The sequence below is a fragment of the Paenibacillus sp. FA6 genome (genome assembly GCF_051550225.1).
GTDB lineage: Bacteria > Bacillota > Bacilli > Paenibacillales > Paenibacillaceae > Paenibacillus_AQ.
In genome coordinates this window covers 2324416-2341444 of the sequence record NZ_CP188820.1, presented here as the reverse complement: position 1 = coordinate 2341444, position 17029 = coordinate 2324416, and the positions used below count along the sequence as shown (strand labels likewise).

Annotated in this window: 18 protein-coding genes; 14 read left to right on the top strand and 4 right to left on the bottom strand. The window is 39.4% G+C overall.

Annotated elements, in window-relative coordinates:
* The first annotated feature begins 37 nt into the window (after positions 1-37).
* The 11 genes from ACP8HI_RS10940 (at position 38) to ACP8HI_RS10890 (ending at position 11683) form a co-directional block, all read left to right on the top strand.
* Positions 38-1045 (top strand): ketoacyl-ACP synthase III, encoded by a 1008-nt coding sequence (locus ACP8HI_RS10940; protein WP_438351108.1) that lies wholly within the window; start codon positions 38-40, stop codon positions 1043-1045.
* A gap of 217 nt (positions 1046-1262) precedes the next feature.
* Positions 1263-1670, top strand: coding sequence for a DUF1761 domain-containing protein (locus ACP8HI_RS10935; protein ID WP_438351107.1), 408 nt, complete (start codon positions 1263-1265; stop codon positions 1668-1670).
* Between the two features lie 187 nt (positions 1671-1857).
* The gene (locus tag ACP8HI_RS10930) at positions 1858-2478 is read left to right on the top strand and encodes a TrkA C-terminal domain-containing protein (RefSeq protein WP_438351106.1); all 621 of its coding nucleotides are present in this window, start codon (positions 1858-1860) and stop codon (positions 2476-2478) included.
* 227 nt (positions 2479-2705) lie between these two features.
* On the top strand, positions 2706-3836 hold the full coding sequence (locus ACP8HI_RS10925; protein WP_438351105.1) for a betaine/proline/choline family ABC transporter ATP-binding protein: 1131 nt from the start codon (positions 2706-2708) through the stop codon (positions 3834-3836).
* Entirely contained in the window at positions 3833-4486 is a 654-nt protein-coding gene (locus ACP8HI_RS10920) for an ABC transporter permease (protein WP_438351104.1), read from the top strand. Before ACP8HI_RS10925 ends, ACP8HI_RS10920 begins: the two co-directional genes overlap by 4 nt.
* A 42-nt stretch (positions 4487-4528) precedes the next feature.
* Entirely contained in the window at positions 4529-5419 is an 891-nt protein-coding gene (locus ACP8HI_RS10915; RefSeq protein WP_438351103.1) for a glycine betaine ABC transporter substrate-binding protein, read from the top strand.
* Positions 5420-5626: 207 nt separating this feature from the next.
* Positions 5627-6421 carry a CPBP family intramembrane glutamic endopeptidase gene (locus ACP8HI_RS10910; RefSeq protein WP_438351102.1) on the top strand — a complete coding sequence of 265 codons (795 nt, stop codon included), beginning with the start codon at positions 5627-5629 and terminating at the stop codon, positions 6419-6421.
* A 305-nt stretch (positions 6422-6726) separates the two neighbouring features.
* The gene (locus ACP8HI_RS10905; protein WP_438351101.1) at positions 6727-8694 is read left to right on the top strand and encodes an ATP-binding cassette domain-containing protein; all 1968 of its coding nucleotides are present in this window, start codon (positions 6727-6729) and stop codon (positions 8692-8694) included.
* A gap of 15 nt (positions 8695-8709) precedes the next feature.
* Positions 8710-9375 (top strand): response regulator transcription factor, encoded by a 666-nt coding sequence (locus ACP8HI_RS10900; protein ID WP_438351100.1) that lies wholly within the window; start codon positions 8710-8712, stop codon positions 9373-9375.
* 4 nt (positions 9376-9379) lie between these two features.
* A complete protein-coding gene (locus ACP8HI_RS10895; RefSeq protein WP_438351099.1) occupies positions 9380-10708 on the top strand; it encodes a sensor histidine kinase in 1329 nt (442 codons plus the stop codon).
* Positions 10709-11098: 390 nt separating this feature from the next.
* On the top strand, positions 11099-11683 hold the full coding sequence (locus ACP8HI_RS10890) for a cupin domain-containing protein (protein ID WP_438351780.1): 585 nt from the start codon (positions 11099-11101) through the stop codon (positions 11681-11683).
* A 31-nt stretch (positions 11684-11714) separates the two neighbouring features.
* Here ACP8HI_RS10890 and ACP8HI_RS10885 read toward each other — a convergent pair whose 3' ends face one another.
* Positions 11715-12524 carry a lipase family protein gene (locus ACP8HI_RS10885; RefSeq protein ID WP_438351098.1) on the bottom strand — a complete coding sequence of 270 codons (810 nt, stop codon included), beginning with the start codon at positions 12522-12524 and terminating at the stop codon, positions 11715-11717.
* Positions 12525-12826: 302 nt separating this feature from the next.
* Between ACP8HI_RS10885 and ACP8HI_RS10880 the strand changes: the two genes are divergently transcribed.
* Positions 12827-13306 (top strand): DinB family protein, encoded by a 480-nt coding sequence (locus tag ACP8HI_RS10880; protein ID WP_438351097.1) that lies wholly within the window; start codon positions 12827-12829, stop codon positions 13304-13306.
* A 102-nt stretch (positions 13307-13408) separates the two neighbouring features.
* Here ACP8HI_RS10880 and ACP8HI_RS10875 read toward each other — a convergent pair whose 3' ends face one another.
* On the bottom strand, positions 13409-13840 hold the full coding sequence (locus ACP8HI_RS10875; RefSeq protein WP_438351096.1) for a VOC family protein: 432 nt from the start codon (positions 13838-13840) through the stop codon (positions 13409-13411).
* Positions 13841-14224: 384 nt separating this feature from the next.
* Between ACP8HI_RS10875 and ACP8HI_RS10870 the strand changes: the two genes are divergently transcribed.
* Positions 14225-15166, top strand: coding sequence for a hypothetical protein (locus ACP8HI_RS10870; RefSeq protein ID WP_438351095.1), 942 nt, complete (start codon positions 14225-14227; stop codon positions 15164-15166).
* A 469-nt stretch (positions 15167-15635) separates the two neighbouring features.
* Entirely contained in the window at positions 15636-16136 is a 501-nt protein-coding gene (locus ACP8HI_RS10865; RefSeq protein ID WP_438351094.1) for an S-Ena type endospore appendage, read from the top strand.
* 55 nt (positions 16137-16191) lie between these two features.
* On the opposite strand, the gene ACP8HI_RS10860 is transcribed toward ACP8HI_RS10865, so the two are convergent.
* Both ACP8HI_RS10860 and ACP8HI_RS10855 read right to left on the bottom strand, forming a co-directional pair.
* A complete protein-coding gene (locus ACP8HI_RS10860; protein WP_438351093.1) occupies positions 16192-16527 on the bottom strand; it encodes a DUF3992 domain-containing protein in 336 nt (111 codons plus the stop codon).
* A gap of 63 nt (positions 16528-16590) precedes the next feature.
* The gene (locus ACP8HI_RS10855; RefSeq protein WP_438351092.1) at positions 16591-16962 is read right to left on the bottom strand and encodes a DUF3992 domain-containing protein; all 372 of its coding nucleotides are present in this window, start codon (positions 16960-16962) and stop codon (positions 16591-16593) included.
* Between the last annotated feature and the right edge of the window lie 67 nt (positions 16963-17029).

The window sequence follows — 17029 nt, the reverse complement described above, 5'->3', positions numbered from 1 at the left end:
GTACTAACAGTAGGTATTATATGAGGAGCGTGAATATATGGAACATACGAAAGCACGTATCACTGCCATCGGTACCTATGTACCAACCAGAAGAATGACGAATATCGATTTGGAAAAATTGGTGGATACAAATGATGAATGGATTGTACAACGGACGGGAATTCGGGAGCGCCGCATAAGTGCACCTGATCAATATACGAGTGATCTGTGCGTATCTGCTGCTCAGGATCTCATGCGAAGATATGACAAATCTTTATACGATGTGGATTTAATTCTTGTAGCGACCAGTACGCCAGATTTCAGTTTTCCTAGCGTAGCAGCACTACTTCAAGATAAGCTTGGTATTTCCAGTTCAGTGGGATCCATCGATCTAAGTGCTGCTTGTACCGGATTTGTATATGCACTCCATGTAGCGGAAGGCATGGTAACTTCCGGATTACATCGGAAGGTTCTCGTGTTCGGTGCGGATACAATGTCAAAAGTCACGGATTATAGTGATCGCACAACTTGCATATTGTTCGGAGATGGTGCTGGGGTTGTTCTGGTGGAAGCCGATGAGGAGCACTCGAGTTTCGTGGCATATCATCAAGGAACGCAGGGCAATGGAGGAGCACATGTATACTTGAAAGGAACGGCTGACAAGATGAATGGTGTAGATCTGAATAACGCGGGAACGCTTGTGCAGAATGGAAGAGAAGTATTTCGTTGGGCCGTTAGAAATGTACCGGTAGGGGTAAGCGAGCTTCTACAGAAGAGTCCCTTCACGATAAATGATGTAGATTGGTTTATTCCACACAGTGCTAATTTGCGAATTATTGAGCCGATCTGTGAACGTACGGGGATTCCGCTTGAGCGAACGCTACACAGTTTAGTGAATTACGGTAATACTTCAGCCGCGTCAATTCCACTTGCTATTGACCTTGGCATCCGAGAAGGCAAGCTCAATGATGGTGATCGTATCCTGCTTTATGGGTTCGGTGCAGGACTCACACATGCGGGTCAGTTGCTTAACTGGAATCTTCATCGAGAAGTTAAATCAACATAAAAGCTTATAAACTGATGGTGGGTGCAACCCAATATGCTACGGGGCATCTATTGCTGTGAAAAAAATGGTGGAACTGCTATAGTGGGGTTGTGATATTTATTACTATCGAATTGAAAGATTTGAATAAATAACAAATGTCAGATAGACATGTGGTTATCGATATAGGTTTCGAAGAAGAGAAAATCAAATATTAAGTTATCATATAGGAGATAAGCAAATGATCGATTTCACACAAGTAAATTATTTAGCAGTATTTGTAGCAACAGTGGTGACGATGGTACTTGGTTTTCTATGGTATTCACCAGTTCTGTTTGGAAACCAATGGATCAAGCAAATCGGTTTGAAAAAGGAAGAGATGTCTGGTGGTAACCCCATGACATATATTCTTACTGCGTTGACCGCTTTATGTGGTGCGTTTGTATTGGCCTTGATGTTAACAATGATTGGAGAGGCGACAATTGAGTCCGGAATGAACGTTGGTTTACTCATCGGTATTAGTATTTCGGTTAAAATTGGGATGAACTTTTTATTTGAAAAAAGAGGAATAAGACTTTACTTAATCACAATTGGATATCATTTGGTTTCTTATCTCATAGCGGGCATCATTATTGGGGCGATCCAGTAGCGTTGTGATCACCTTTTTTGCTAAAATGTATTGACAAAAGGTATTGGATTTGATTCCAATACTTTTTGTGTTTTTCTGAAAAATTCAGCAAACATATATTATGTAGAAAGATTATGTATTGAAACATCTATGAAGATTGGTATAATACAGATGATTGCAAAAGTAAAGATAAAAGGCAGGAGAATGTATGCAAGAGATTGCTGGATATAGAGCTATTGCTTTAGATATTGCTCATAGAATTGTAAGTGGTGAATTTTCAATTCATGCCAAAATTTCAGGACGATCTTTACTGGCGAGCCATTATCATGTCTCCCCCGAAACGATTAGAAAAGCAGTATCTCTTCTAAAAGACGAGAATATTGTGTCTGTATCGCAGGGCAAGGGGATTTTCGTTACATCGGATCAACAAGCGCATGATTATATTACTAAAAATAATTATATGAAATCAGTGTATTCACTGAAACAAGACTTAGAATTGTTACTTCTTGAGAAGAAGGCCAATGATCATAAATTCGAAGCTATTCTTAAGGATATCATTGGTTTCTCTGATAGATTACAGAATTTAAAGGCATACCATCCAGTAGAAATACAGGTGAATCCAAGTTCGCATGCTGTGGGATGGAGTATCTCCAATCTTCAATTTTGGCAGAAGACAGGAGGAACGATTGTTGCATTAAGGCGAGGGACACAAGTCACGATTTCGCCAGGTCCTCACGTTATCCTTCAAGAAAATGATGTGATTATAGTTGTTGGTGACGGGCAAGTATTTCAGCGAACCGAGGAATTCATCAATAATACGACATTATGATAGCCAAACCGTCCATTTGAAGGGCGGTTTTTTGTTATGATTTCTATACAATTTATTATGATGAATGAACCAAAAAAGCCACCAAGTGACAACTCTATATCTATATATAGGTTGTCACTTGGTGACTTTTTTGGTATAGTTAGGTGTAACGTAAGAAGAAGTTGAGTCCGAATCATGAGTATCACCAATCGGAAATCGGCAAAACTCTATAAAATTGGGGGAGTAGTATGCTTAAATTCGAAAATGTTAGTAAAACGTATGCGAACGGTTTCCAAGCTGTGAAATCCGTTAGTTTTGAGATTAAAGAAGGAGAATTCATCGTACTTATTGGTCCAAGTGGTTGTGGTAAGACTACAACGATGAAGATGATTAACCGCTTAATGCCGCATACGGGAGGTAAGATTACCATTCGCGGTAAGGATATTACGAAAGAAAACCAAGTTGAATTAAGACGCAATATTGGTTATGTCATCCAGCAGGTGGGATTGTTCCCACATTATACGATTGAACAGAATATTGCTCTCATTCCTCATCTTAAGGGTTGGGATGCAGCGAAGACCAAAGCTCGTGTATATGAATTATTAGATATGGTCGGTCTTGAACCGTCCGAGTATGCATCACGGTATCCACGTCAACTTTCAGGTGGACAACAGCAACGAGTAGGTGTTGCTCGTGCATTAGCAGCAGACCCTGAGATTGTGCTTATGGATGAACCTTTTGGTGCATTAGATCCAATCACAAGAGAACAATTACAAGATGAATTAATTAGACTTCAGAAAACTGTGAAGAAAACGATTGTATTCGTAACGCATGATATGGATGAAGCCTTGAAATTAGGAGATCGTATTGCAGTTATGAAAGAGGGCTCGTTACTACAGTTTGATACACCAGAGAAGTTACTAAAGGAGCCTTCACATGGATTCGTAGAAGAATTTATAGGGAAGAATCGAATTTATCAGAACCCTGCTTTTATATCGGTTAAGGATATTATGCGTGACAATCCTGCTACCGCCCTTCATAGCCTTTCCCCGGTTCTTGCATTAGCTACGATGAGAAAACGACGGACAGATACGTTGATTATATATGATGACAATGGTCAAATGACCGGAATCGTCTCCATATATGATTTGCAATCGAAGTTGGAGCAAATACAAACAATTCAAGAAATTAGTGTTCCTGCTGTTCCTTATTTAGATGAGGATGCAACGGCTCAAGATGCACTCATTGCTATTGGAGATGCAAAATTCGGTATTATTCCTATTATTGGAAAAGGCAAAAAAATAGTAGGCGTCGTCACAAGATCAACCTTACTTACCACTTTCGCAGATCACTGGGCAGGTAGGAGGGAGAACGAATGAACGACAACATTTGGGTACAGTTTGTTAAACAACTATCATTGCGTGGGACAGATTTACTGGCAGCAACAGGCCAGCATATGCAACTTGTTCTGATATCGATGGCGATAGCCATTGTTGTTGGTATTCCATTAGGTATTATTGTTTCACGATACCCTATCTTTAAGACTCTAATTCTAGGCGGAGCAGGGATCTTGCAAACGATACCTAGTCTGGCCTTGTTAGGATTTATGATTCCGTTGTTTGGGATAGGCCTTAATACTGCTATAGCTGCACTGTTCTTATATTCTTTATTACCGATCATTAGAAACACATTTGCAGGTATTCAAGATGTAGATCGAGCCACGATAGAAGCGGCTAGAGGCATGGGAATGACCAATGCGCAGATCTTATTTAAAATAGAAATTCCTTTGTCTTTGTCTGTCATTATGGCGGGTATTCGGACGGCTACAGTCATTAATGTAGGTACCGCCACTTTAGCTGCTTTTATTGGTGCTGGTGGCTTAGGTGATTTTATTTTCTTAGGAATACAACGAAATATCGATGCATTGATTCTGATGGGTGCTATACCAGCAGCGGTTCTTGCATTGGTTCTTGACTTTTTGCTGGGACGTATGGAGAAGTTGACGACACCGAAAGGTTTAAAACTATAAGAGGTACAAATCTGCACAATAATATCTTACTGGAGGCATAATATGAATTATAAAAAATGGCTAGTTATTGGTTTTGTTGTGTGTATGTCCATGGCATTAGTCGCTTGTGGTTCAGGGAATAAGAAGGATACGATTACAGTCGGCTCCAAGAACTTTACGGAGAACATTCTCTTAGCGCATATGATGGCTGATATAATTGAGAATCATACCGATCTGAAAGTAGTACGTAAAGTCAATTTGGGTGGATCGAATGTAGCTTGGAAAGCATTGCTGAACAATGACATTCAGTTATATCCAGATTACACAGGAACAATTGTTTCCAACTATTATCAGGAAGAAACAGGGAACTCAGAAGATACATTAGCTAGAACGAATGAGTTACTTAAACAAGACAAGCTCGTTTTTACGAATTCAATGGGCTTCAATAATACGTACACTTTAGCTGTCACCCAAGAAACAGCGGAGAAATATCAGCTAAAAACGTTTAGTGATCTTGCGAAGGTATCGCCTGACTTGTTGTTAGGAAGTGAGTTTGAGTTTATAGATCGTCCTGATGGCTATCCAGGATTAAGTAAGGAATATGGAATGATCTTCAAGGATGTGAAAGGTATGGATCATGGCATAATGTACCGATCCATTGTAGATAAAAATGTGGATGTGATCGATTCTTTTGCGACGGATGGTCAGATTAAAGTTAACAATCTAGTTATCTTAGAGGATGACAAATCATTCTTCCCACCTTATGATGCTGGTCCACTTGTACGTGAGGATGTGTTAACGAAATATCCAGAAGTAGCAGAAGCTCTAAATAAACTTCAGGACGTGCTGGATGAGACGATAATGCAAGAATTGAACTCAAAGGTAGATTCAGAAGGATTGAAAGAAGAGACCGTATCGCTTGATTTCCTGAAAGAAAAAGGATTACTTAAATAAACAAAGATACTTTAGTTCATCGATAGCAGCTAAAAAAGGGGAGGTTAGACTTAATGTCTAACCTCCCTTTTATTATTTCTATGGTTTAACTTTCATATTAATATAATTTGGTATAAAAAGGTTGATAAAATTCCACTTTTTGGGTAAGATACCTTTATGATTAAATAGAAAACCCACCTAGCAAAGATGGAATGTTTACATGAATCAATGGATGGTGATACAAGAGGAGCGAAATTGATGAAAGAAAAAGTAGCTAAAGGACATCCAATTTTATTTTCAATCATGCTGGGGATTGTGCTAACCTTATTGATTGCAGTAGCATCCGCCGTCGCGACGATATTGGGCTTTGAGGACACAGGCATCATGGTTGCGCAAGCGTGTGCTTTTTTAGTAATGGCAGTGATCGTTACTTTGTACATGAGAAAAAAGGACCGCTCTTTTGCAATATTTGGTTTCAACAAGCTAGATATCCGCAAAGAAAAGGTAACCCTCTATTATATTCCATTGCTTATTATAGTGCTTGTTCAGCCGATTATGGGCGTTTTCAACTTAGAGCTTACTGTAACTGAAATGATACTTATTCTTATTTTTTCTTTACTTGTCGGCTATACGGAGGAATCAATTTTTAGAGGAATCATCAGAGAAAAGTTACAGTTCAAAGGGCCTGTTTTTTACATTGTATTTTCTTCTATATTCTTCGGTATTCTACATATGGCAAATGCGCTAAACGGAAGTGACTTCATACATATCTTACTGCAAATCATCAACGCTTTTCTTATCGGACTTATTCTTGCTTTGCTTATAGAAACGACAAACAATATTATTCCCTTGATCTTATTTCATTTTATGTTTGATGCGCTTGCTCAAATGACGAGCAGTGTTATCGTAGACAAAGAAGTGCTGGTTGTTTCTATATTAAATATTATATATTTGGTATACGGAAGCTATTTGGTTTACATCTTATTGCATAAGAAAAAGATGAGTATCCAAGTAAATACTTGATTAAATAGGTTGTTTATGTGAAAAAATGAGCAGGTCGACCAAGAGATATCCTTGGTCGACCTGCTTTGTTTTGTTTTGAATGGTTTCTCTGGAAAGCTATCTCTTCATGGATTTGTTAATAACAAAAATAAATAGGTATTAACTTTTGTAAGTTCATAAGCTCTATCGTCACTCTTTTTCAGAAACATTCATTCAGTTCACTTTCAGTTCACATAGATGGGGTAGTATTCAGTTATAGTGATTAGCGAAACAAGATTCATGGAAGAAATGGTTAGAGAGATAAAATAGGAGCTGGGGGAATAGAGATGACGTTATTAGAGATTAAGCATCTGAATAAATCATATATGCTTGCTGGAAAAGAAAAGGTGCCTGTTCTAAGTAATGTGAATGTAAAATTTGAAAGTGGTGAATTTGTTTCCATCCTTGGGGAATCTGGTTCGGGAAAATCGACCTTGATGAATATTATCGGGGGTATGGACTCGGATTATGAGGGTGACGTCATTGTTCAGGGGAATACGCTGAGAGAAATGAAAGAAACTGAAATTGATGCGTACAGAAAAGATAAAATAGGCTTTATTTTTCAAAGCTTTAACTTAATTCCTCATTTATCTGTACTTGAAAATGTTATGATTGCGATGCAAATGACGGATCATACTGAAAAAGAACGAACGCAGCGCGCGAAGGAAATTTTGACTGAAATCGGTTTGAAAGATCATATGAAGAAACGCCCCAATCAGCTGTCGGGTGGTCAAAAACAGCGTGTGGCTATTGCGAGAGCGTTATCTAATGACCCTGAAATTATTCTAGCAGATGAACCTACGGGTGCTCTAGATCAGGAAACAAGTGGACAAATCCTTGAATTACTAGATTCTATTGCGAAAAAAGGTGTTCTTATTATTACCGTGACACATTCGCAAAGGGTAGCGGATTTCGGGAGCCGAATTGTATTGGTGGAAGATGGCTGTATTAAAGAAGACAAATTTTTGAAAGAGCGTTACAAGTCTGTTAGAGAGAATAAAGAGAAAATAGGGAAGAATTTGAGTTTTGCTGCTTCTTTTAGACTGGCAATCAATAACATGACCTTAAATGCGAAGAGAAATATGCTCGTTGCTACCGGCGGGGCCATCGGGATTTTAAGTGTAATCTTAATGCTCTCATTAGGCAGTGGTGTGACAGGTTATATGAATGATCAAATTAATTCAAGTCTGAATCCGCTTCTTGTCGATGTAATAAAGACGGCTGATAAGGGTGAAGTGAAACGGCAAGAGGGACCACCTATGCCGGAACTAGCGAGTGAACCTTTTACAGAACAAGATATCAACATGATTAGTGGCATTAAAAATGTGGATAGAATCGAAAAGGTTACAACGATCACAGGAAAAAGTAATATTGTATTTAATAAAAAGAACAAAGAACTCTCAGCACTCGGAACGTTAACAGATTCAATTAAAGCAGAGAATGTTGAAGCAGGCACACTGCCTATTGAGAACCAAGTGCTACTGACGACATCTTTTGCAAAAAAATTGAGTAGTGAAGAAACGTATTCATCGCTTGTAGGTGAAACCGTCAACCTGTATATTAATGAAATGGATGAACAGAATCAGCCGGTCATTGTTGAAACGGAGTGGGTTGTATCGGGTATATATGAGCAGGAAGATATGGGGCCAATGAGTGGAGCGAGTGCTTACGTTTCGTATGTAACTCTTGAAAACGCATATAGTAAACAAAACTTATCCTTGCAGCCTAAACAGATTAATGCTTACGCGGCAAATCAGGGTGATGTAGAAGGTATTAAAGAAGCAGTGGAAGTGGCTGGGTTTAAGAGTTCACCAATAGCAAGTATCATGAAACAGATTACAACGTATGTAAAAATGGCATCATGGCTGTTATCTGGTATAGCGGGTATTTCATTACTCGTATCGGGCATCATGATTTTAGTAGTTCTTAATATTAGCGTTGTGGAACGGACCAGAGAAATTGGCATTTTGCGGGCGATCGGTGCGAGAAAGAAAGATATCCGTCGTATTTTCTTTTCAGAGTCTGCGCTGTTGGGCTTGTTGAGCGGTGTGATTGCTGTTGCAGTTGCTTGGGTAGTTAGCTTGGTGCTGAACAACATTCTATTCAATAACTTTGGTGCTGAACTGATTCAACTGACTCCAGTTTACATGATTTTTGGTATTGGTATCAGTACATTGATCAGTGTGGTCGCAGGCATGTTACCCTCATCCAAAGCAGCAAAACTCGACCCGATGGAATCTCTTCGTTACGAATAATGATGAGGTGATAAGGTGAATACCATTTTAGTAGTAGATGATGATCCGCATATTCGTAAATTAATCAAGCTGTATCTTGAAAATAGTCAATTCTCCGTTGTGGAGGCCGAGGATGGACAGAAAGCGCTCGATTATATTGAGCATTCGAAAGTGGATTTAATGATTGTTGATGTGATGATGCCGCGTATGGACGGTATTGAATTAACGGAAGATATTCGTGGGTATTTGGATATTCCTATTCTCATGGTGACTGCAAAAGGAGAATCGATAGATAAAGTAAAAGGCTTTCAGGCGGGAACGGATGATTATTTGGTAAAACCATTTGATCCCGTGGAGCTTGTTCTACGTGTGAAATCCCTATTGAAGCGATATAATGTTTCTTTAACAAAAGTTATTCAAATGGGCGATGTTACTATTGATCTTGCCACATTAACGGTTTCTTCTGATGAAGAAATCGTGCTTTTAAAAAAGAAAGAATGTGAACTGTTGTTTATGCTTGCCCATTCACCCGGTCGTATTTTTACCCGAACACAGTTGATAGAAAGTTTATGGGGAATTGACTATGAAGGAGATGAGCGGACGGTGGATGTTCATATAAAACGTCTGCGTCAGCGAATTGAGCCATTCTCTACGTTAATAATCACAACCATACGTGGGCTTGGATACCGGTTGGAGGAATAATAACGTGATCAAAAAAAGCCTGCGAGTTCGGATTGTTGTTGCTTTTATAGTTATTGTGCTGATAAGCCTCTTGTTTTCTTTTGGGATTGCACATTTATTTTCAGAAAAGAAAGTGTCCTTTGAAGAGCAATTTTTGACGATTACAGGTGATGTTGCTACAATTCTGTCGTTAATAGAACCTGATAGGCGTGATCTAGTGTTGGACATACTCACTGACTATAATATTCATGGAGTGGTTATCCAGCAAGGAAGTCCGTTACCTTTTTCATTAACAGAAGAGAAGGTTGCACCGTTATTTCAATCCACAGCAACAGAACCGATGTTTTTAGATAAGGATGAGGGTCCTAATCCTTTACGTCTTATAGGCGTACCCAATATCGATGATCGTGGAAGTTCATTGATTCTAAAGATGGATTTTACCGGATTTTTGGAAATTATGCAGCGTGTTTTGTTCATAGGTCTGTTTACCGTACTGCTTATTGGAAGTTTTCTTATTTTGCTAGCATCTCACTATATTGTCGTACCTGTGAAAAAATTGACAAGTGCAGCAAAAGAAATGGCGACAGGAAATTTAACCGTTCGTATTCAGCATAAAAAGAAAGATGAATTCGGTGAATTAATGGACAGCTTTAATCATATGGCAAGTGAACTTCAGAAAATTGATAATATGCGAGAAGATTTCGTAAGTAATGTTTCGCATGAAATTCAAAGTCCGATAACTTCGATTCGCGGTTTTACAGTGGCAATCAGAGATGGGATTATCCCTCCAGAACGTCACAAAGAACATCTTGAAATTATTTATCAGGAAACGTTGAGACTTTCAAAGCTTAGTGATCATTTGCTGCGGCTTGCATCGCTTGATTCGGACAACCATCCTTTTCATCCTGTGGAGTATCGGCTAGATGAACAGTTGCGTAGAGTCATTCTCGTGGCTGAACCTTTGTGGACTGTCAAACATATTGATTTTGAACTGTCTCTTAAAGCTTGCCTAGTTAAGGGAGATCGTGATTTATTTGAACAGGTATGGCAAAACTTAATTAACAATGCGATTAAATACTCAGATAAAGAGAGTCAGGTCAAAGTGATTATGGAAGTATCCAATCAAGCTGTACGTGTCCACATAAAAGATACAGGGAAAGGGGTCCCAGAAGCAGATATTTCTCATATTTTTGATCGATTTTATATGGTGGATAAAGCGAGAAGCCGATCAGACGGAGGTAATGGGCTAGGGTTGTCAATTACGAAGAAAATCGTCGAACTTCATGGATGCAAAATAGACGTGAAAAGCACAGTAGGGGAAGGGACCTGTTTTACAGTATCTATCCCTCTTTAGGTGGTATGCGATTTAAATGCGTGGCAACTAATGTATGAGTAAAGGAACAAATAAAGGATATGGAGCATTTCCCTAAGAGGAAAGTTCCGTATCTTTTTTATTTATTGAAAGGGATATATTCTAATACCTGTTTGATTCTCCATCATCATAGTTAAACTGCCACTCTATACCAAACTTATCTTTGACCTAGCCGCAATTAACCTTTGAATAGGTCGAAATAACAGGGACATATAGGTTAGTAAGTATGTTGTCCCTGGATGAAGTGCAACTGGTGGAATTAGTTAAGTAAATCATGGGGCTCGGCATAATTATGGCACTGATAAGTAGCATCTATCTCTTCATAGGCATATGTTACATTAGATGTTTACCCATGAAGGAGGACACAATATGATGACGGATGCAGTTCTGCAATCGCCCGACTTACGTTTGGCGGCGGATTCCAATCAAGTACTCAACTATAGGCGCGATCCACATAATTATATTACCCAGCTATTCGGGGAGCAACTTCCCGCGATCAAGACCGGTTTATTTAATGTTCACTTGAGCAAAGGAATTATCGTCCAACCGCATTGGCATACCAATGTAAATGAGACGGTTTTTGTGATTAGCGGGGAAGTAGTTACGTCAGTTTTTGATCCGTTTACACAAAGGTTGATGACCTATCACTTAAAGCCAGGGCAAGTATCGCTGCTTCCTAAAGGTTGGTTCCACTGGATTATTGCGGAGTCCGATCATGCCCATATCTTGACGATCTTCGATCAACCTACACCTGATATCGTGTATGGCTCGGATTTCTTACGGTGCATACCGAAGGAAGTGATGCAGCAGGCTTACTGTATCAACGAGCAGGATTATGCCAAAGCTGTAGCCCCTATCCGAGAGTCGGTCATTCTAGGACCTCCCGTTGGATGTTGCCAGAATAAGATGAGCACCCAATACCCGAATTACACAGGCTATTTCCCTCACAACAATTAGCAGTTAATTATACACACTATGCGATAATTAGTTACTCTTGTAATTTCGTTACAGTGACTGGACAGAATCCAGAGTTCAATAAACATAACTGTTGGGTAAATTCCGGTTGGAGCTTGGAGAGTTCTGCGAAATAGCTTCCGATCATGTGATTATCACTCACTGATCCATTCTGGAAAGACAGTGATGAAAGGGTCTGGATATGACTGTAGTAGTATTTTTTTTCACGTTTAGGTAGCTTGTAGATGAATGGTGGAGCATGTGTTACGACGTCAAAAAGATTGGCAACACGGTAACTGTTTCTAACATATTGTGTGAAGGCTCTCGTAAAGTCCGGATCGCCTACACGTGGGGCTCCGTATGTAAACAAGTTGGGTGAGCTGTAAGTGGTATTGGCTGCAATATCAACAGCACATAATGTCGCGAGTGCTCCACCGAGACTGTGACCTGTAATGTATAATGCCTTGTCGGGAGATAACCTAGTGAGTGCGGAGATAATCCCAATGCGAGTTGAAGAATAGATGTCTGTGAAGCCGCGATGTGTAAGACAGTCTTCCTTAATATATTTGAAGTTCTTTTGTGAGGCGATGACGTTCGATATCCAATTGGTTGTCGAACTGGTTCCACGAAAGGCAATAATAATCTCTTTCGGAGATTCCAGAATAAATCCGAATCGTTCCCAGACATTCCTGAAGGATTTTGCTTCAAAAGTAGCACTAACTGAGTAGTCTGATGGAACGACAAACGAACCGTCCGTATTTGTGAATTGTGCATAGGTCTGTACGCAAATCGCAGCTAGAAAGATAGCCCATTGCTCATGATCATTAATATTACCCACGCGCATCCCGCCCCTCTATCCTAAACTATATTAATGGGATGAAGGAGAGATTCCTATATAGTGCCAATCTAGTGTTATATATGTTGAGTTTGTAACAGACTCCAACATATTGATGATCTGTATTCTTCGATGATGGTTTTGTAAGCACCGCTAAAGGACAAATAAACAAAGAAAGGATATGGACACATTTCTCAAGGAGAACTGTGCCATATCCTTTTTATTTGGGCAGAAATGACATAGTGTGGATTTGATTCATTTGATAAACATAGGTAGAATGAAATGTTACTACACTTCAAGGAGCTGTCACTATGTCTCAAATGATTATTAATACATCAAAACTAGTTCGTCAAACGGTTATTAAACAAGTAGAAGCAATTCCAGAAAACTTATTTGATATTCAACCAACAGCATTCAACAATACGATTCGTTGGAATATTGGGCATATCATTGGTGCACTAAATGGATTGCTTTCTCGTGGTGGATTTACATTAGATAGCAGTCTTCCAGAGAGCTATAGCCCTTTGTTCCTCGGGGGAAGTAAGCCTTCTGATTGGACTATCACTCCACCTTCCAAAGAAGAACTGTTAAAATATCTGAATGAACAACTTCAAGCATTATCTGAGATTTCTCCAAATGTTCTAGATAATATACTTGCACCCCCACTGCAACTTGGGCCTATGAAGTTTGAACGATTCGGTGAATTATTTAACTTTACATCCATTCATGAAACAATGCATTCAAATACTATTTCCTGTTTATTGAAAGTAATACTGCACGAGCAAGGTTAAAAAAGATTTGGTATTAGCCTAGCATCAATCAAAGAAAGGATATGGAGCATTTCCCTACGAGGAAAGTTCCATATCCTTTTTATTTGTTGAAAAAGATATATTCTAATACTTGTTTGATTCTCCATCATCATAGTTAAACTGCCACTCTATTCCAAACTTATCTGTTACTTGACCATAACATTTGCTCCAGAATGTTTCTTGAAGCTCCATAACAACGGTTCCGCCTTCTTTCATATTAGCAAATAAAGATTTAACTTCATCGATGCTCTTACTGACGATGGCAAGGGTAATGTTATTTCCTGGGACAAATGGCATTCCTGGAAATACATCAGAGAACATAACATTGCTTCCTTGAATGTTAAGCCGTGTATGCATGACTAGATTTTTCGCTTCCTCTGGAAGGGGGTATTCTGGGTTAGGTGGGGATTCTCCAAAGGACATAATCCGCGGTTGTTCTGTCCCAAATACTTGTGCGTAAAACTCCACGGCTTCACGACAGTTTCCGTTGAAATTTAGGTATACATCAATAGACATACGTTTCACTCCTTCGTTTGTAATGTTAATTATGTACTAATGTGTTTGCTTCATAATTATATCATTCAATTTTAAACAATCAAATATACTCCCCATTAAAAGAACAAATGTAAACTAATGCTATTTCACCTTACCGATGAGATGAACGTAAGTGATCAGCTACCATTCTGGAAGACAACTGCTCTATTTTTTGTATGCTAATAAACTAATCTATTGGAGGAAAGGCTTGAGTACAATCACTATCAGTAAGAAATCCATTTAATAGTAATAGAGATATTGTATAGAGGTATTAAGTGGAAGTCATATTGTTAACCAACTTATTGTATTTTATTTGAAAGGCATAGAGCGGTAGAGGTTGGGTATCAAGGGGAGGGGCTAATGTATATGTATTACAACAGCTCGAATTGTAACAGTCCAAACTTGGCATGTTCATCAAGAGATTGTACTTGTTCCGGTACTTTAAGCTGTAATGGACTTCCGCCCAAGAAAGGTGCAACAGGAGCAACAGGAGCAACAGGTGCAACAGGAGCAACAGGAGTAACGGGAGTGACGGGTGCGACAGGGGCAACGGGAGTGACAGGGGCAACAGGAGCAACAGGAGCAACAGGAGTAACGGGAGTGACAGGTGCGACAGGGGCAACGGGAGTGACAGGGGCAACAGGAGCAACAGGAGCAACGGGTGCGACAGGAGTATCGGGAGTAACAGGAGCAACGGGTGCGACAGGAGTATCGGGAGCAACAGGAGCAACAGGAGCAACGGGTGCGACAGGAGCAACAGGGTTAACGGGAGTAACAGGAGTAACAGGAGCAACGGGATTGACAGGTGCAACGGGCCCCAATTTTGCGGTAGAAGGATTCTCAGCTTTCCTACCTACTATTTCCGTATCCACTAACGCGCAACTTACAAATTGGTCCATAGCTAATCCTTATTATGGAGGCGCAAATTTTAATCAAGCGACTGGAAATTATAGTGTGCCGGTTACAGGAAGGTACTCTATTTTAGCAACAATAAATTATTCCACGACTGCAGCTATTTCAGCAGTTCTTGGGGCTGGAATCAATCCTTCCTTTGTTGTCCAAAGAACATCGCCTACAGTGACTAGTTTGGTGAGTGGGCTTTTGCCAATTTTGAATGTGAATATTCTTTTACTTTTAACATTAAGAGCTGTTCTCGGAAGTGGAGTGGTCACATTGGCAGGCGAGGTTACACTCTCTGCAGGTGATGTTGTTGGACTTTTCTATAATGCGAATGGACTGACAATCACACTTAACGTGGGGAGTGGTGCTACGAACGGGGTTGTGTGGTCCATGCACGAAATAACTTAAAGAGGTTGTTCAAAAAGTCATCTTTTGATCACGAAGTATATCACGAAGCTTACTCGACATCGAATATTGAATTCAGCCGGTCTTAGCATATGCTTACGGGGTATGTTTCCTACGGAAACATTTCAGGTGCTCACGCAGGTACTGCAAGTGTAGGCTTCCGAAGTCGTTTTCTACGAAAACGTGTAGCTCCGCTCCTCACTCCCTTACTTCATCCAATCCTCTCGGTGCTGAAAAGTCGACTTTTTGAACACGCATTTAAACATCAATCTTTGAAAAAATTCTGATAATGTATAACCAAGTGTCGGATAGATACATTTAATATAGTAAGTTTCTGAATAAACCTTTTGAAAAAGGGGGGATAACGCTGAAAAGGAGTAGTTGTTTAAAGAAAGAAGCCTTATTATCATTGATGATCGTTCTAAAGGTGAATTCCTCTTATATTCAGAAAAATAAACGGAAGAGCAAATTCATGAATAAGAAAAAACGTTGTGAAAATCGCAGGCGAAGCAGGAGATGCTTTCCTATATTTCCGTGTCCTCCAAAACGTTGTCAGAGACAAAGACCAAAGCCAAGACCGCGCCCAATTCCACAGTGTATAGTTCCGCTTGAACCAGAGAAATATCCTTCCAACCTTATTGTCGAAAAAGAATGTTGCGGAAATATATTAATTCAAGGAATTCAGCCCGTATTTCAAATATGGGAGACGGATATTGACTCGAATATTTCAGTAGTACAGATCAGTATTTATTCCAATCCGTCTAGCACAGATACTTTAGAAATTGAAATTAATAGTGAGGAAAGGAAACTGCTGTATATTCCACCGGGCAATACTACCAATTTTGTAGGTCAGGGTATCAAATCAATCATGATTTCTTCACAAGGAAGTAATTCTACTTATATTGAAGGTAAATATAACATTTTAACTACATTTCAATTACATCGTAATCACGTTCCAGTTAAAGAACAATAAGAAAGGTGGTTCTTCAGTGAAATAGAAGAGCCACCTGTTTATTAATCTAAATGTACTATAGGTTATAACGGACTGTAATACAGAATTCGCCTTGTGCTGCTGCTGTGGAGGTTAATGATATGGTATCAAATCTTGCTACAGTGAATGATGAGCTTCCTCCTACTGGAATAACAATGGTCTGAATAGCTGCAACAATCCCCGTTTTGAAAAAGTTTACCGTCAGAGATCCAGTGCCAATTGCAAACTTAACATACCCTGTACCGGTGATGTCTTGTGATATGTTGTCAGAATAAATGATTTGGGTACCTGCATCAGCTAATTGCCAATTCGTACAGACTTTATCTTGCACAATGATTCTATCCGAGCAACAACTAAGTGCTGAATTACACATACGAATATCCCTCCTGAATTTTATTGGAGCGAGTTCAAAAGATGACTTTTTGAACCACCTTTATTAGACTGGGTAACGGGTAGTTATACAGAATTCACCTTGATAAGTGCCAGCTGTTGCTGCTGGTAGCGTAATTTGAATTTCGCTGAAGCGTCGGAATGTAAAAGCAAGACTTGTTCCAGGTGCAAGTGTAAATGGAGCAGGATTAATAGGAGCACCCGTACTATCAAGAAAATCAAACGTTATATCAGATGGACCGACATCATATTGCAAATAACCTGTACCAACAATATTTTGATTGATGTTATTTGTGTAGGTGACAACTAGGACTTCCGCCGCTACAACAGTACCACTCCATGGCGTACATACTTTATCTTGAACAAAGTTTTTATCAGGACAACAACTTAAGGCAGTCCCAGTATTATTGCATGACATAGATCATTACCTCCTGTTTGTAAATTCTAGATATCTAATGCAGGCTAGAACCTGATCGCTTGGACAT